Here is a 15,439-nt window from a genome sequence, read left to right as displayed (position 1 = left end):
ACTACTGTGGTGTGCATGAAGATGACTGACCTGTACCGCTTTGTAAATGGACCGTGGCTGGATAAGCACATCATCCCCGATGATCGTGGTGTTGATGGTACTTTCCACGGTCTGCGCGACCTCTCCGAGGAGAATGTGCACGAGATCGTGCAAGAAGCGCAGGATTCGCGCGCGGGTGCGCTCTACGCTTCCTTCATGGATGTTGAGGGGGTGGAAAAGGCCGGCACCGCAGTGTTGGATCCTGACTTTGCACTTGTCGACGTCACCACGACCGAAGATTTCCTAGCTGGCCTAGGCCAGCTAGACCGCACGGGTGTAGGCAGCATCGTTGGATTCTGGGTGGAGAAGGATTCCGCTGGTGATGATGCTATTGCATACGTCCACCAGGGTGGTTTGGGGCTGCCAGATGAGGCCTACTACCGCGAGGAGTCCCACGCTGAGACTCTGAAGAAGTACCACGACCACGTAGCCCGCATGCTGGGTTACATCGGCTACGGCGCAGAGGAAGCCACGCGCATCGTGGAGCTAGAGAAGAAGATCGCCAAGGGGCACTGGGATGTTGTGGCTTCACGCGATGCAATGAAGACCTTTAACCCTACGGAGTTTTCCGATCTCCCAGCACAGATTCAGTCATTCCTCACGGCCGCCAAGCTGCCAGAGCAGCGCCTCGTGGTCATGATGCCTGACTACCTAGACCATATTTCTAGGCTGCTGGAGTCTGAGCCATTAGAGGATTTCATCCTGTGGGCTAAGTGGCACATCCTCAACTCCCGCGCGGGCCTTCTTGCCCCAGAGATTGGCCGGGCCAACTTTGAGTTTTATGGCACCACCCTCACCGGCGCCACCGAGCAGCGTGACCGCTGGAAGCGCGCACTCGCACTGGCTGAGTCTTTTGTTGGTGAAGAGATCGGCCAGTTGTTCGTGGACAAGCACTTCCCACCATCATCCAAGCAGGACATGCTGGAACTTGTTTCCTACCTCACCGAGGCCTACCGCGAGCGCATCACCAACCTTGAGTGGATGAGCCAGGAAACACGCGGCCGCGCGCTGGAGAAGCTGGATAAGTTTGGCACCAAGATTGGTTACCCAGACTCGTGGCGCGATTACGGTTCACTAGAGTTCTCCGCCAAGGGTGAGGACTTGGTTGCCAATGCCCGCGCTGGTTCTGAGTACGTGCATGACTATGAGCTGGCAAAGATTGGAAAGCCAGCTCGCAAGAACGAATGGTTCTGTACTCCCCAGACCGTGAACGCGTTCTACAACCCAGTGGTCAATGACATCACCTTCCCAGCGGCCATCCTCCGGGAGCCGTTCTACTCCCCTGAGGCTGATGCCGCGGAGAACTTCGGCGCAATCGGCGCGGTTATTGGTCACGAAATTGGCCACGGATTTGATGACCAAGGCTCCCAGTATGACGGCGACGGCAACTTGAACTCTTGGTGGACCGATGCGGATCGTGCTGCGTTCTCTGAGCTCACCGCAAAATTGGTAGCTCAGTTCAATGGACTTGTCCCTCAGGTGTTGAAGGACAACAACATGGAATCCAGCGGAGTGAACGGTGAATTCACACTCGGTGAGAACATCGGTGACCTAGGCGGCCTAGGTATCGCCGTGATTGCTTACCGTAACTACCTAGCAGACAAGGGCCTTACCTTCGAGACCTCCCCTGTCCTCCCATTCGACGCAGAGGACTCTGATCCCGAGCTGGCTGAGCACCAGTACAACGGACTTCAGCGCCTGTTCCTGTCGTGGGCACGTGTGTGGCGCACCAAGATCCGCGCTGAGCTTGCCTCTCAGTACTTGGCCATTGATCCGCACTCTCCAGCGGAGTTCCGCTGCAATGTGATCGCGGGTAACATCGCCGAGTTCTATGATGCCTTCGACGTGGACGAGGACTCCCCGATGTGGATCGATGAGAAGGACCGCGTCACCATCTGGTAATTAGCCGTCCAGCCAGGAGAGCTCCGCTACGAGGAGCTCTCTTTCATCTTTCTTGCCTGTGATACGCAGACGCGAAATTTGGTGCCCTGTTCCTGGGTTGCCCACCGGTACCAACAGGTGTGGCACGCGAAGAACAAAGCGGTGGGGTTGGAAGTCTATTTCCACTTCGCCCACCGCGCGCTGGCGCGTGACCTCCTGAAGAACAACCTCACCTAAGGTGACCTCGTCTGAGATACCGGAGCCCTGTACCTCCAGTGCGGCCGGTTTGCCGTCGGAACGCTGCGCGCCGGTGTCAGCCTCAACAATGGTGCGGATGAACTCGCGCACTGCCACCGGGTCACCCAAAGCGTTGGAGACGTAGCGGGTACCCAGCACCGAGTGCTCCATCGTGGCTAGTGTGTGGGCGGGATCCAGTTCCTCACTGCGGTAAGAGACAGGAAGCTGGACTAGGCGATCATCAAGGTCATAGCCCACCAGCACCTCAATACCCACCTCATTCTGCGGGTCTACAAAACGGTACGAACCAAGCTCGCGGTAGCTACCCAGCCACTTGTTAGCCAACTCGCTCTTGGTAGGAGTGATGGTTGCCTGCTGAATTTCTGCAATACCAGCCATAATGGCCCCTTTCTCTTTTTCTCATTCTCAGTGGCCGTGCGTTGTTCTTTCCGTCTTTGTGACTAAAGCTACTTTGTTTGGGGGTACCATAGTTGCCATGACTGACGACACCGTTGAAGCACGTGAACGCGAAGATTTCCAAGTTGGTGGACACGAGCGCAAGCTAAGTCCAGAGCAGCAGCTCACACAAGTGTCTACCTACATTGAGGCGCACTACCCTGCCCCCGGCAAGAATCCCCCGTGGTCCGATGATCCATCCGATCCGAATGAGATTGACCAGTGGGATGCACTGCTTCCGGATCGTCTTACTCACACCGCCATGGTGATGCTGGGATCAGCGGTCGATCACGCAATGCCTGGCGTTAAGTACCCTGGCAACATCACGGTGGAAGACATCCCAGAGCTGAACGCTCAGGTGTTCATCCCCTCCAACCCAAACGGCAAGTGGGCCATTTCCCTGCATCCAGGTGGCTGGTGGAAGGGCGCGGGCAAGCCAATGAACATTGCGTGGCGCCCCGAGGTCGCTGGCGCCGCTGAACTGTCCGGCACCACCATCGTGGATCTCGATTATCCTCTCCTGCCTGAGGCAACGCTGGATGAGGTCATCGCTTTCGTGGCAGATGCTGCGGCTTGGGTGCGTGAAAACAAGAACCCATCTTCCCTGGCTGCGTGGGGATATTCCTCCGGTGGCGCGTTGGCGGTGCTGGCATCTGAGCACTTTGACTCACTTGCGCTGACCTTCCCGCACTTGGATCTGTCCATGCTTCCTGCAGACCTACGTGGGGATAATGACTTCCCGGCATCGGTGCCACCCACCTTCATGCAGGTGGCCTCCAACGATGCCATCGCTGGCCACTACCCAGACTTTGAATCTTTGGAAGGTGTGTCCGTCAAAGAGTACGTGTCAGAGCACCGCATTTCCACTCCGAAAGTGGCGCGCGAGCGGGTAAAAGACATCGCGGAGTACCTCAAGTAACCCTCCCCACAATAACTTGTGACCTGCGATAATACATCATCGCAGGTCATTACTTTGCCCACCTGGCATGCACGATCCCTAGTGCAGGGCGGACTGCTGTGGGTGGAACAAAACCCCGCTAGTTGGTGTTCGATTGCTCAGTCCAACTAGTGGGGTGCAGGTCAGTACGAGGTGGGGTAAGCGCTAAAGACCAAACTGGCTCAGGTCAATGCCCTCCAGAGGATCAGACTCGCTGCCTTCCTCTACGGGTTCTGCTACTTCACATAGGGTGACGGTAGCACCGGTGGAATCGCCAATAATGGCAAGGCGACCAAACTCAGATTCCCACGGCTCACGGATAACATCGCCCCCTAGTTCTGGGACCTTGGCCACTGCCTCATCCACGGAGAGCACGCCTAGGTAGGACTGCCAGAAACTTGGCACCTGCGGCGGGAACTGGCCGTGGGCATCGTAGATGCCTGCGAACGCCGCGCCGTCGACAAGCGCGGTGGTGTACTTCGCTGGCCCCTCGAGCTCAGCCGTGACCCACTCAAAAAGCTCAGCGTAGAAGGAGGAAACCTTGTCATACGCAGCGACCGCAGTGAGCTCATGCCACACAGGGGTGCCTGGTTCACCGGCCGCAATGAATGATTCCTCGCCCTGCGGCTTCATCAATCCGAACATAGCGCCACTGGTGTCAACGGCAACGGCCATCTCACCCAGCGCCACCTCAGTAGCAGGAACTAGGACACGACCGCCGAGCTCCTCCACCTTGGCGCACGCAGCCTCCAGATCCCACGACAGGAAGTAGGTAACCCAGGTGTCTGGCTGGTTATCGTCTTCCGGGCGTGCAACCAAGCCAGCTACTGGCAACCCTTGGATGCGGCACAGGCGGTACGTTTCAGAGATCTCCTCTACTTCCCAACCAAGCACGTCAGAGTAGAACTTGGAGGACTTACGGATGTCAGAGGTGGTCAGGTCAATCCAAAACGGCATACCCTGTTCAGCCTGAAACGCTGGCATTACATGTTCCTCCATACTTCTGGATCAAAGTCATCGTCTGCGGTTGCCTCATCAAAGTAGTCATCATCATCCGCGCCCGTCACAACTCGCGCGCACAGATTTCCTACGCAGACCACATCCCCGTCGCGCAGCTTCTTACCGCGACGGGTATCTACTTCACCGTTAACAGTGACGTCACCAGCTGCGATTACTTCCTTGGCGGCACCGCCGGTTTCCACCAGGCTGGCGAGTTTAATGAACTGACCAAGCTTGATTTCTTGGTCGCGAATAGTGACGTCTGTAGGTTGCATGCCCACTAGTGTAACTGGCTAGGACGCAAACCTAACAGCCGTGCCCGTGGCGGTGACCATCATCATGCCGTTATCAGCACCCATAGACTCATATGCCAAGTTCACGCCCACTACACCGTGCGCTCCTAGTTCAATGGCCCGATCCACCATTTCCTTCAGCGCAGTCTCACGAGCCTTGAATACCTCGGCCTCATAGGACTGACTACGGCCGCCCACAAGGTTACGGAATGACGCTCCGATGTCCTTGAACATGTTGATACCAACAATGTTCTCTCCCGCGACCACACGTAGGTATTCTGAGATCTCTTTGCCGTCTACCGTGTTTGTTGTTGTTACGATCATGGCCCTCATTCTAGGAGCGTAAATGCCTGTTACGCAGTGATACCGGTAACACCTTCATAAATCATTACGCAAGCAATAGCTACAAAGATCAGCCCAGCTACCAGATCAATGAGCGCGCCATTTCTCACAATGGTTCTGGCCATTGTGCGCACAGCTATAGCAAAGCTGATGAACCAGATCAGCCCCGTAATGATCAGCACTACCGCGATCACTAGGTTCCACCACAGGGAGGCGTCAGGGCGTACAAACTGCGCAAAGATCGCCCCGAAGAAAACCACCGCTTTGGGGTTGGACAAATTAGTTCCAAGGCCCAACACGTAGGCTTTCTTCTTTCCCACATCCGCTGCTTCCAGCGACTGCGGCGGTTCACCTAGCCTGGAGTAGCCGCTGCGCGCGGACGAAAAACCCATCCACGCGATGTATACGCCACCAATGAGCTGGATCGCGTGAAGAATAAGCGGATTCGCAGCCATCAACGCTGATAGACCTAGCAGTGAGGCACTAATCCAGATGGTCAGCGCGCTCATCACACCTAGGGCACAGAAGACACCCGCACTACGGTTCTTAGTGCCAGTGCGGATGATTTGCAGGAGATCAGGACCTGGAGTGGCGATAGCCGCGCACCACACCACCAGCAGGGTTCCTAGTCCGCTAAACAACCTGATCGCGCGGGGTAATCACCATGCGGTCAACATTCATGTGCGCAGGCATCGAAGCCACCCAGCGCACGGATTCGGCGATGTCTTCAGCGGTGAGGTTGAGCTTGTCCGCATAGACTTCGTCGGCACGCTCTTGATCACCCTTGAAGCGATTCAGGGAGAAGTCTGTCTTTACGCGGCCGGGATCGATCTCCGTGATGCGAATTGGGCGGTCAACAAACTCGATGCGCATTACCTTGTTTATTGCGCTCTGCCCAAACTTGGCGGCATTGTAGCCAGCACCGCCAGCGTATGGGTTAAAGCCCGCTATGGAGGCAATGTTGATGATGTGCCCCTCGTCAGCAACAAGCTTAGGCAGCAGTGCCTTTGTCATGCGTAAGGTGCCCAGCACGTTGGTGTCATACATCCACTGCCAATCCTCAAGGTCTGCATCCTCAATGGGGTCAAGCCCCTTGGCGCCACCGGCGTTGTTCACCAACAAGTGGCAGTGTTCCACGCGGTCCACTAGTGCGGCCACGCTGGCGTCATCCGTTACGTCAAGAGTCACGGCCGTACCGCCAATCTCCTGCGCGATCTGTTCCACCCGCTCCTTGCGGCGTGCTGCCACGATCACGTGCCAGCCGTCCGTCGCAAGGGCCCTTGCTGTAGCCTCACCAATACCGGCAGAAGCACCGGTCACAATTGCTGTCTTTGCCGTAGTCATACTTCAGCATTCTAGCGATCCACCACCCGCGCGTTGCCGCTTCTGAGAGGCAACGTGGCAGATCAGGCGCCGTTACCTACCCATGCCAATGTAATCCCAGCCGGCACCCTTCCACTCCGCAGGATCCAGAATATTGCGCCCATCCAAGATCGTCTTGCCCGCCACCAACTGTGCGGTAGCAGCGGGATCCAGCTCCTTAAACTGCTTCCACTCCGTAAGGACAAGGGTCATTTCAGCATCACGCAGCGCATCCTCGGCAGAGGATGCCGTGGTCAGGTGCGGGTAGAAACGGTGGATGTTAGGCATGGCCTGCGGGTCATAAACAACCACCTCCACACCGGCCTGGTCCAGCTGGTTAGCAATAAACAGCGCCGGCGAATCACGGATATCGTCAGAGTTCGCCTTAAACGCTGCGCCCAGTACCGCAACCTTGTGGCCAGGCCTGATACGTTGTTGCACTTGGCCCACCACGCGTTCACGACGACGCATGTTGATGGCGTCAATTTCCGTAAGGAAGCTCACCGCGTTACCCACGCCCAGCTCCTCCGCACGCGCGGAGAACGCGCGGATGTCCTTTGGCAGGCAACCACCGCCAAAACCAATTCCGGCCTTGAGGAATTTGTTGCCAATGCGCTCGTCGTAACCAATTGCCTCCGCCAGCTGGGTGACGTCTCCGCCGGTCGCCTCGCACAACTCGCTCATGGCGTTAATGAAGCTGATCTTGGTTGCGAGGAAGGAATTAGCAGCCACCTTGACCAACTCCGCAGTGGCGAAGTCAGTGATGACCTGCGGAATATTGGCCTCAAGTAGCTGAGCGTAAACCTGATCAAGTGCCTGGCGGCCACGATCATCACCAGCCGGAACACCATAGACAATCCGATCAGGGGCGATGGTGTCTTGAACTGCAGTTCCCTCGCGGAGGAATTCAGGGTTCCATACTAACGTCGCGCCGTGCTCGGCCAGGCGAGCGTGCAACCCCTGGGCGGTACCCACAGGAACAGTGGACTTACCCACCACCACGGAACCTGCTGGTTGCACCGCCACAATAGAATCCACCGCGGAGTTCACATAACTCATATCCGCTGCAGTACCGTCCGCGGACTGCGGGGTGCCCACGGCAATGAAGTGCACGTCTGCGGGCTCCAGCTCAGTGGCAAAGCGTAGGCGACCGGAGGCTATGGATTCCTCCAGTAGCTCAGGAAAACCGGGCTCGTAGAACGGTGGGGTGGCGTTGTTGAGCATATCTACGCGGGTTGAGTCAACGTCCACGCCCAGCACGTCGTGACCAAGTTTTGCCATGCATGCAGCGTGAACAGCGCCTAGGTAGCCACAGCCGATTACGGTAATTTTCATGATGATGCTCTTTCTTTTGTGAAGTCGATCCAGCGTACTAGCCACGATGAGCTGTTCGGTCTAAAAGCGTAGACGCAACTCAGTCGAAGCGCAGAAGAGAGGAAGTATGTATTCAGGCGGTGATCACTCACGCCTGGGAAATTCTCAAGGCGGTTGATGAGGTATTCAGCGAACTCGGGTGAAATCACGCCTTGCATGCGCCGCAAGTACACGTGAGCCAAGACGTTGCCGATGTCTAGGGCGCCCTCACCGCGCGCGGCGGTGTCAAGATCCAACACGGATAGGGTTGTGCCGTCCCACATCAGCTGCTTGTCGTAGAGATCGCGGTGCAGCAGCACAGATGGGTCAGGAGCCTGGTGGAGGCGTTCGATCACGCTTTCCGACTCCGCCTCGATGTCCGGCAGCCGGCCGAACTGCCTGGCCTTGGCCATCCAGTCGCGCAGGGTGGCGGCCTCATCGGCCGCGGTGAAGGCAGGAACGTCCACCTCTTGGTGCATAAGCTGTGGCCAGAGGCGGAAGAACTCATCCCACCCCTCATAGCAGTCACCCAGAGTGTGCAAGGTGGCACCAGGCAGCAGTGAGAAGGTGACAGACCCGTCCGTCGTTGCAGTCACGGCGGCGGCGCCTAGTCCCACGTTGCGGCAGGCATTGCGAATGATGGTGGACTTGCGAGCAATGTCCACTGCCTTACCTGGTCGCGTGTACTTGGTAATGGCTTCACCATGGTGCACCACCGCGCGTTTGCCGTAGCGATGAACCAGCAAAGTTGCGTCCGAAGGAGCTAATTCGGGGAGCTTCTTATCACGGGAATACTCCGCGTACTCCTTGGAGCCGTCAGCAAGAATGCGCCCGGCGCGCAGGCGTCCTTGCTCATCAAAGTCTTCAAAAACCAAGGTGTGGTTTTTGCTGGGCCACATTCTCATGACAGGACCTTCTCAATCTGCGTGAGGTTGCTTTCGATATCTTCGTGCCACGTTGGCCGTGCTTTCCTGAGCGGATCCATGAGGCGTAGCACCATGGAGTGTGCTGTGGCGATGCGGATATCTTCATCGCTTGGCATGGTGTGCGCCACGGAGCTGTATCCACGGAGGAATTCTGCGCCAGCGGTTGGGGTGCTGGTGGCTAGGTAAGAGCCGAGGTCCTTGACGGCTGGCCCGCGATGGAGTCGGTCAAAGTCTGTCAGCCACAGCGTATCCGCGTAGAGGTACTGATCCGGTGACAGGTCACCGTGAAGCACGACGTGTGGGCCTTGTAGTGGTCGAAGATTCTGGCCGATGTGCTTAAGCCGAGTCAGGAATTCCGGTGCCATGATGCCAAGGAGCTCAGCGTGGGACGTTATCTGCACGTGCGCGTCCGCAGGGTTGTGCTCAGGTGCGCAGGAAGTGGATACGCTGTGCAACTGATACGCGATGACTCCGGCAGCAAAGGAGAAGTCCTCCTGGGCTTGGGCGTCGGTGAGATCCCCCTTGCCCAAGAATTCGAGATCACTGCGGTGCGACTGACTACCAGAGTCTAACTGGGCCGGGACGGGCACGTGTTGGGCGATAGTGTCGTATGACTGCCGTGAGAAGTGTGCAGCGCGCTGCGTGATTCTTATGACGCGGTCACCGCTTTTCACCACCAAGCGGCGCTGTGGGTTGTAGCGCAGGACGCGGGCGTGCGGGCTGATAGCGGCTCCACTGATGTAGGTGAGCATCTTTGGGTCCGCTAGCGCCGGCCCATACTGCAGCACCATTCCACCGGCGATATCGAGCTCCGTGGTGGAAAGCCCGATTTTCCCCGCGCTCAAAGCGGTCTTGTGTGCTTTGCCCGCTGATCCTGGCCAGAGCACTCGGACCCAGCCGTGTTGATGGTGTTCGTCCTCGTAACCTGCTACCACGGAGGTCTCTGGCTTGATACGCACGCTCGTTGGACGCACTTCGGTACCGATGACGTTGCTGAGATAGTCAGGATTGATGAGGTTACTGACAACATCTTGAGTGTTCATCTAGGCTCACCTACTTCTACTTTCTCATTCGTGTTAGCGCTGACCCACCGAGCGAAGGTCTCATTGTTCTTGAGCAGTTCAGATGGGCAGCCATGGAATTTCACAGCGCCGTCTTCCAACCACGCGACGCGCGTGGAGCGGAGAGCGACCTCCGCATCGTGTGTCACCGCAAGGGTGGTCTTGCCTTTAACGAGGTTATCGATGGCCTCGAGCACCTTCTTGGCGGCGTGAGGATCAAGGCCGGTGGTTGGCTCATCCAGAACCACGATCGGCGCATCGCGCAGCAGTGCGCGAGCGATAGCGATGCGCTGGCGTTGCCCACCGGACAGGGTGCCGCCGCGCTCGCCCACCACGGTGTTGTAACCGTCGGGAAGCTCAAGGATATAGTCGTGAGCATTAGCGGCCTTGGCTGCGGCGATGATCTCTTCATCGGTGGCGTCGAAACGCCCCATGCGGATGTTCTCCATGATGGTTCCGGTGAATAGCACCGCCTCCTGGTGGAGGAGTGAAACGCTGCTGCGCAGCTCACTCAACTCGACTGAGGTGAGCGGATGCCCATCAATGTTGACGGTGCCCCACGTTGGGTCCTGCGAGCGAACCAACAGCGACACCAGTGTGGATTTGCCAGCCCCGGACGGCCCAATCACGGCCACCTGTTCACCTGGTTTGATAAACAGATTCAGTCCGCGCAGGATCTTGCGCTTGCCATACATGGTCTCCACGTCATTGAATTCCACGTAGCCGTGGATCTCATTAAGTGAACGCGGACTGGACGGATTAGTGACGTCATTGACCTGATCAAGCAGATCAGCAACTCGCTCACCAGATGCGGCGGCGCGGGCGATGCGGCCAGTGTACTTGGCCATATCGCGCAGTGGTTTCATGGTGGTCTTCAAATAGGTGGTGAAAAGAACCAAATCACCAATGGTCATGGCGCCTTCCATCACGCGGTAGGCACCACCCAACATGACGGCCGCGGTGGCAACACCCACAATGACGTCAGTGCCGCGCTCGAGCCGCGCCGCCAAACGACGCGCCTTCACACCGTCCTTCAGAGACTTCTCATTTGCGCCAAGGAAACGCTGGGCAATATGCTCCTCCAAACCATAGGCCTGAACCACCTGGATAGAAGACAAGGACTCCTGCGCAGTATTGGCAAGCTGGCCTTCTGCCTTACGGGTCTTCCGAGATGCCGAAGTAATTTTGCTCGTGGTGGCCCGCGAAATCAGCGGGAAGACGATCAGCGCTACCACTACGACCATGGCCAGCACCCAGTCCATCACCAGCATCACAACGAGCATGACTGCCAGCGTGATCATGTTAGCGATAAGCGGTAGGCCTGCGGTGACGGCAACTTCTTGTAGTTTGGCTACATCACCCACGATGCGTTGCACCGTGTCAGCAGAACGATTACGGGCGTGGAACTGCTGCGACAGGCTTTGCACGTGGTTAAACACCTGCGCGCGCAACAAAGTGGATGCGCGGGATCCAACCAGTGCAAACGCAACCGTAGCCAAGTAATTGGTGAACGCACGCAGGCCCACAATCAGAATCAGGGCGATGGCGCACCAGATCAACAAACTCATTGTCGCCGGTGAACCACCTTGCTGCGCACCTAGGGATACGGACACCGCGTCCACCACGAACTTCAATGGCCATGGCTCCAACACGCGGAACACTACCTCAAAAAGCAGCGCGATAATGCCACCTGCGGCTAGCTTCTTGTGGGGCGTAACGTGCGGGGCAACTAGCCCTACCGTGCGCTGCACCGCGCGCTTTTCAATCTTCTTAGCCATAGGCGAGCTCCAACGCGCGAGCCAGCACGGACTCCCAGCTATGGTGGGTCACCGCGCGTTCGCGGGCGCTACCGGCCAGGTGCTTTCTCAGTGCTGGGTCAGCTACCAACCTATCGATCGCGTCAGCCAGAGACTGTGGATCGGAACCTGGTACAAGCAGGCCACAGCCATCAATAGTGGCTGGTACCTGGCCAATAGACGTGGCTACCACCGGAAGGCCAGCTGCCATGTACTCATACACCTTCAGCGGTGAGAAGTAGTGATCGTCTGACTTAGGGTACGGCGCCACCCCGATGGCGGACCCCGCCAAGTGCTGAGGAACATCTGCCGGTGCCACGGCACCGCGGAAGTCCACATCAATGCCTAGGTCCTTGGCTTGGTTAAGAAGATTTTCCCGTTCTGGCCCGTCACCAATGATGCGGAGGTGCCAGTCAGTTTTCGCCAGCGACTTTGCGGAGAGGAGGTCGTGGGTTCCATGCCATGGTTTGAGCGTTCCCACGAAGGTGACAACGGGGAGTCCCTCTGCCTCCGGCTGCGGGGTAATGCGATTGACGTTCACGCCGTTAGCAACGGCATGAACCGTATGAGACACCCCGGTGGTGTGCTCCACCCAGCGTGCAACCTGCTCAGACACACAAATGGTGGCCTTGGCGGACTGTACTTGAAGTTTCAACGCATGGACTGGGTACTCACGGTCCACCAACACGCGGTGCGTTGCCTGCTCATCAATTAAAGGCGCGTTGACCTCCAAAATGGCTGGCAAGCCGGTGTTCGCGATCACCGTGCTGAAAAGTGAGTAGCGCTCGTATACAAACTCCTGATCATCGGCAAGCACCTGTGCCGCAATGGCATATGAGGTATCTCGCTGAGCCTGCTCGCGTGCCGCTGGTTCCTTCTCCTTGATTGTGAAACGCTTGACGGGAAGATCCTTGAGATCCTCCGGAATATCCTCGCCTACGCGGGTGGCGTAGACCGTGACGTCATGTCCTGCGGCGAGGAACTCGCGGATAATTTCCTGGACGTGCACGCTGGCACCCTTGGTGCCAAACACTGGAATGCCCGGATCGATGCATACATAAGCTACGCGCATGTTTTAGTTCCTTCCTTCCAGTTCTGCCAGTACTTTCGACTGCTGGCGGTTGTCAAAGTGTTCCTCTATTAGCGCCCGCGCATTGTGCGTCATGTTCGGGATGTCTACCTGTTGATCGGCAAAGCTACGCAGTGCGGCCGCCAGCTCATCCGCGCTGGAATGATTGATCAGGACGCCGGTGGTTTCTGTAATTACTTCTGGCAGGCCGGTGACGTTGGTGGCAATAACCGGCGTGCCCACAGCCATAGCCTCCAGCACCACGGTGGGCAAACCATCCATGTTGCCGTCCTGGGCCGGCACGCACGGAGCAACGAACACGTCTGCGCCGCGATTGAGTTCCGTTACCTCTTGCTGGGTAAGCGGACCCAGCATCGTTACCTCACCGGAAAGATCAAGTCTTTCAACTAGGGAATTGAGTCTCCTCGCGCAGCTCACCGTCTCCGGCAAGCTTGAGATGGAATCCGTAGCCTTCGTCCTTGAGCTGCTTGAGCGCATGAATAAGGACATCAAACCCCTTCTTGGGCACGAGCCTGCCCACCGCCGCAATCTGTAATTCATCATTCGGAGTAACGCTCGGCGCGAACGGGAATCGGGCCAGTTCCAGCGCGTTGTAGCGCAGTATGATGTTGGCGTCGACCCTATCCTCAAGGAATTTTTGGTTGTACTTGCTGATAGCGATGACGTGATCGGCGTCCTCGCAAATACGCTTCAGCCACGCCTCGTCCACCTGCTCGTGGAAGATGTCCTTCGCGTGAGTAGTCACCGTGTAGCCAATACCTGTCAGTTTGCTTGCTACCCACGCCATGCGCCCAGCTAGGGATGCAAAGTGCGCGTGGAAGTGAGTGATGCCATCCTCTCTAGCCTGCCGGGCCAGTTTGATGCCCTGCGCCACGTCGCTGGCGGCAAGGGTGGAAAGCTCCGGCAGGATGCGCGCGAAATTCTGCACCATGTCCTCATCCTTGAGGCTGCTTGCCAGCTGATTCCAGAAACCGGTGGCTTGTGCCGGCCGCGGAATCCACGTGACCGGCGCTTTCACCCGCGCCAGTTCAGGGTGGAACCTCGTGTCTGTAGTTGGCCGGAGTGCATAGATGGCAATGTCCTCGCCCGATTCCTCGCGTCCCAGGATCTCACTAACCACGAAGGTCTCAGAGAATCGTGGATAGACCTTCAGGATGTAACCGATCTTGTGATTGTTCATTTACTTCACTCCTGCCATCGCGGTCAGGTCGGTGGCAAACTCAGCCATCTTTTCCAAACCATTCAGCGCCAAACCACTGCGGTCTACGGGGATATCAACGTTGGCCTTTACCCACTCCGCGAGGGCGCTTTCCGACACCGCGTGGGGCCGCAAGTACTCAGCGGCTCCTACCGCGCGCAGCGCCTGCGCGCGAATCAGCTGCTCCTTGCGCGGCACTTCGCGCGGCACAATCAGCGCCGGTGTCCGCGACGCCAGGATCTCACAAGCAGTGTTGTAACCGCCCATGGAAATGACCGCGCTGGCGCTGGCAATGAGCTTGCTCAGACCTGGCCATGAACGATAGATCTGGGTGTCTGGGTGCGCGCTCTGGCGCAGCTTGAAGAAATCCGAGTCATGCATCTGCGGACCAGCCACAACTATGTGCTGGTATCCGCTAGGAACCTTCATCCTTGCCGCCTTGTGTACAAGGTGGAAGCCGTCACTTCCTCCGCCCACAGTGGTCAGGATGAATGGCTTGTCAACCGTCCTGCACTGAACAGGCTCAGAGCTTTCACGGCCATGCGCGAGATACCCGGTGTACCGGACCTTGTCTGCTAGGAAGGCTGGGATCTCGCCCGTGGCTACTGGGTCATGCACATCCTCAGATCCGTAGACCCATACGTCATCTACCAGCTGCGCGATCTCATCTTCAGCACCCAACGCCGCCCATTCACGCTTCGCCACGGCCGGCTCATCTAGGATCTCCCGCAAACCCAGGACGATGCGCGCGTGCGGATGCTTCTTCTTTAGCTGGCGAAGCGGCTTACGCAATTCCCCACCAACGCCAAAAATGTGGCGGTCCACAATCACCAAGTCAGGCGCAAAAGACTTGAGGGTGGCGCTGAGGATTCGAGATCGTATCTTCAAGATGTTGTCCGTAGACTCAGCCAAGTTGCGAGCCAGGTATCCGCCCGCGCCCTTCTTGATCGCTGGAATGAACAGCCAATCAAACCCCGCGGGCAAAGGAAATACCTGCGCATCTGCCAGACCAGAAACCATGAGGCCGGAGACGTGAGCCTTTGCGCTGAGATGGTGCGCAATGCTCAGATTGCGACGAACGTGCCCAATGCCTTGGGAATCGTGGCTGTAGAGCACCACCTTCAAGCTGTCATTCATGCTGCGGGACCTAACTTAACTAGCGTGGGGAAAGCGTTATAGGTTCACTCTAAAAAGGCCCATTCCACATGTACATCACTATGAAACGGTCCTCATTTTCATGCTGGGGTTATGAAAAACTACTCATAAAACTCACCTGCCCTCATCACTGATGAAGCATCCTGAGAATCCTCAGACTGCTCTCATGTAAGCAATGGTGGGCGCCACGCCGAACCGCACCACCCAAGGTCTTGACCTTGGTCTCATAAGATTGAGCAACGCTCGTAAGCTTAAAAAACTCAGCACAGCTTAAGCTTTGTGTCAGCAAGTTCAAGGCAAGAACTTAAGTGACG

Annotated in this window: 16 protein-coding genes; 2 read left to right on the top strand and 14 right to left on the bottom strand. The window is 57.3% G+C overall.

The genetic code is table 11. The features are described 5' to 3' along the window. The first annotated feature begins 21 nt into the window (after nucleotides 1-21). A complete protein-coding gene (locus ACXM2N_RS00575) occupies nucleotides 22-1,941 on the top strand; it encodes a M13 family metallopeptidase (RefSeq protein ID WP_458491168.1) in 1,920 nt (639 codons plus the stop codon). Here ACXM2N_RS00575 and ACXM2N_RS00570 read toward each other — a convergent pair whose 3' ends face one another. Beyond that, nucleotides 1,942-2,556, bottom strand: coding sequence for a CG0192 family protein (locus ACXM2N_RS00570; protein ID WP_458489025.1), 615 nt, complete (start codon nucleotides 2,554-2,556; stop codon nucleotides 1,942-1,944). 97 nt (nucleotides 2,557-2,653) lie between these two features. Here ACXM2N_RS00570 and ACXM2N_RS00565 point away from each other — a divergent pair, with 97 nt between their 5' ends. Further along, nucleotides 2,654-3,532, top strand: a complete 879-nt coding sequence (locus ACXM2N_RS00565; RefSeq protein WP_458489023.1) for an alpha/beta hydrolase — start codon at nucleotides 2,654-2,656, stop codon at nucleotides 3,530-3,532. 183 nt (nucleotides 3,533-3,715) lie between these two features. Here the strand turns inward: ACXM2N_RS00565 and ACXM2N_RS00560 are convergent, their stop codons facing one another. From ACXM2N_RS00560 to ACXM2N_RS00500, 13 genes are all read right to left on the bottom strand, one after another. Next, nucleotides 3,716-4,534, bottom strand: coding sequence for a VOC family protein (locus ACXM2N_RS00560; RefSeq protein ID WP_458489021.1), 819 nt, complete (start codon nucleotides 4,532-4,534; stop codon nucleotides 3,716-3,718). Next, on the bottom strand, nucleotides 4,534-4,824 hold the full coding sequence (locus tag ACXM2N_RS00555; protein ID WP_458489019.1) for an RNA-binding S4 domain-containing protein: 291 nt from the start codon (nucleotides 4,822-4,824) through the stop codon (nucleotides 4,534-4,536). Before ACXM2N_RS00555 ends, ACXM2N_RS00560 begins: the two co-directional genes overlap by 1 nt. A gap of 18 nt (nucleotides 4,825-4,842) precedes the next feature. Beyond that, entirely contained in the window at nucleotides 4,843-5,166 is a 324-nt protein-coding gene (locus ACXM2N_RS00550) for a heavy metal-binding domain-containing protein (RefSeq protein ID WP_458489014.1), read from the bottom strand. Nucleotides 5,167-5,195: 29 nt separating this feature from the next. Further along, the gene (locus ACXM2N_RS00545; RefSeq protein ID WP_458491166.1) at nucleotides 5,196-5,795 is read right to left on the bottom strand and encodes a LysE family translocator; all 600 of its coding nucleotides are present in this window, start codon (nucleotides 5,793-5,795) and stop codon (nucleotides 5,196-5,198) included. 22 nt (nucleotides 5,796-5,817) lie between these two features. Next, nucleotides 5,818-6,528, bottom strand: coding sequence for an SDR family oxidoreductase (locus tag ACXM2N_RS00540; protein ID WP_458489012.1), 711 nt, complete (start codon nucleotides 6,526-6,528; stop codon nucleotides 5,818-5,820). A 72-nt stretch (nucleotides 6,529-6,600) separates the two neighbouring features. Further along, nucleotides 6,601-7,881 carry a UDP-glucose dehydrogenase family protein gene (locus tag ACXM2N_RS00535; protein ID WP_458489010.1) on the bottom strand — a complete coding sequence of 427 codons (1,281 nt, stop codon included), beginning with the start codon at nucleotides 7,879-7,881 and terminating at the stop codon, nucleotides 6,601-6,603. Then, on the bottom strand, nucleotides 7,878-8,804 hold the full coding sequence (locus ACXM2N_RS00530) for a phosphotransferase (RefSeq protein WP_458489008.1): 927 nt from the start codon (nucleotides 8,802-8,804) through the stop codon (nucleotides 7,878-7,880). Before ACXM2N_RS00530 ends, ACXM2N_RS00535 begins: the two co-directional genes overlap by 4 nt. Continuing rightward, nucleotides 8,801-9,868, bottom strand: coding sequence for an aminoglycoside phosphotransferase family protein (locus ACXM2N_RS00525; RefSeq protein ID WP_458489006.1), 1,068 nt, complete (start codon nucleotides 9,866-9,868; stop codon nucleotides 8,801-8,803). The genes ACXM2N_RS00530 and ACXM2N_RS00525 overlap by 4 nt, the downstream gene beginning before the upstream one ends. Then, the gene (locus ACXM2N_RS00520; RefSeq protein WP_458489004.1) at nucleotides 9,865-11,664 is read right to left on the bottom strand and encodes an ABC transporter ATP-binding protein; all 1,800 of its coding nucleotides are present in this window, start codon (nucleotides 11,662-11,664) and stop codon (nucleotides 9,865-9,867) included. Before ACXM2N_RS00520 ends, ACXM2N_RS00525 begins: the two co-directional genes overlap by 4 nt. Then, nucleotides 11,657-12,754, bottom strand: coding sequence for a glycosyltransferase family 4 protein (locus ACXM2N_RS00515; protein WP_458489002.1), 1,098 nt, complete (start codon nucleotides 12,752-12,754; stop codon nucleotides 11,657-11,659). Before ACXM2N_RS00515 ends, ACXM2N_RS00520 begins: the two co-directional genes overlap by 8 nt. Before the next feature lie 3 nt (nucleotides 12,755-12,757). Continuing rightward, nucleotides 12,758-13,126 (bottom strand): glycosyltransferase, encoded by a 369-nt coding sequence (locus ACXM2N_RS00510; RefSeq protein ID WP_458489000.1) that lies wholly within the window; start codon nucleotides 13,124-13,126, stop codon nucleotides 12,758-12,760. 28 nt (nucleotides 13,127-13,154) lie between these two features. Continuing rightward, nucleotides 13,155-13,952: a glycosyltransferase gene (locus ACXM2N_RS00505; RefSeq protein ID WP_458488998.1), complete on the bottom strand. Its 798-nt coding sequence runs from the start codon at nucleotides 13,950-13,952 to the stop codon at nucleotides 13,155-13,157. Continuing rightward, the gene (locus tag ACXM2N_RS00500) at nucleotides 13,953-15,107 is read right to left on the bottom strand and encodes a glycosyltransferase family protein (RefSeq protein ID WP_458488996.1); all 1,155 of its coding nucleotides are present in this window, start codon (nucleotides 15,105-15,107) and stop codon (nucleotides 13,953-13,955) included. Between the last annotated feature and the right edge of the window lie 332 nt (nucleotides 15,108-15,439).

This window comes from Corynebacterium sp. ZY180755 (genome assembly GCF_054331495.1).
The sequence above is the reverse complement of the archived record's forward strand: the minus strand, read 5'-3'. Positions and strand labels throughout refer to the sequence as shown.

Bases quoted from the DNA above. Each gene is read 5' to 3' on its own strand.
- ACXM2N_RS00560 (WP_458489021.1), bottom strand. From the start codon at position 4,534: ATGCCAGCGTTTCAGGCTGAACAGGGTATGCCGTTTTGGATTGACCTG.
- ACXM2N_RS00550 (WP_458489014.1), bottom strand. From the start codon at position 5,166: ATGATCGTAACAACAACAAACACGGTAGACGGCAAAGAGATCTCAGAA.
- ACXM2N_RS00525 (WP_458489006.1), bottom strand. From the start codon at position 9,868: ATGAACACTCAAGATGTTGTCAGTAACCTCATCAATCCTGACTATCTC.
- ACXM2N_RS00535 (WP_458489010.1), bottom strand. From the start codon at position 7,881: ATGAAAATTACCGTAATCGGCTGTGGCTACCTAGGCGCTGTTCACGCT.
- ACXM2N_RS00515 (WP_458489002.1), bottom strand. From the start codon at position 12,754: ATGCGCGTAGCTTATGTATGCATCGATCCGGGCATTCCAGTGTTTGGC.
- ACXM2N_RS00505 (WP_458488998.1), bottom strand. From the start codon at position 13,952: ATGAACAATCACAAGATCGGTTACATCCTGAAGGTCTATCCACGATTC.
- ACXM2N_RS00555 (WP_458489019.1), bottom strand. From the start codon at position 4,824: ATGCAACCTACAGACGTCACTATTCGCGACCAAGAAATCAAGCTTGGT.
- ACXM2N_RS00570 (WP_458489025.1), bottom strand. From the start codon at position 2,556: ATGGCTGGTATTGCAGAAATTCAGCAGGCAACCATCACTCCTACCAAG.
- ACXM2N_RS00565 (WP_458489023.1), top strand. From the start codon at position 2,654: ATGACTGACGACACCGTTGAAGCACGTGAACGCGAAGATTTCCAAGTT.
- ACXM2N_RS00510 (WP_458489000.1), bottom strand. From the start codon at position 13,126: ATGCTGGGTCCGCTTACCCAGCAAGAGGTAACGGAACTCAATCGCGGC.
- ACXM2N_RS00530 (WP_458489008.1), bottom strand. From the start codon at position 8,804: ATGAGAATGTGGCCCAGCAAAAACCACACCTTGGTTTTTGAAGACTTT.
- ACXM2N_RS00500 (WP_458488996.1), bottom strand. From the start codon at position 15,107: ATGAATGACAGCTTGAAGGTGGTGCTCTACAGCCACGATTCCCAAGGC.
- ACXM2N_RS00520 (WP_458489004.1), bottom strand. From the start codon at position 11,664: ATGGCTAAGAAGATTGAAAAGCGCGCGGTGCAGCGCACGGTAGGGCTA.
- ACXM2N_RS00575 (WP_458491168.1), top strand. From the start codon at position 22: ATGACTGACCTGTACCGCTTTGTAAATGGACCGTGGCTGGATAAGCAC.
- ACXM2N_RS00540 (WP_458489012.1), bottom strand. From the start codon at position 6,528: ATGACTACGGCAAAGACAGCAATTGTGACCGGTGCTTCTGCCGGTATT.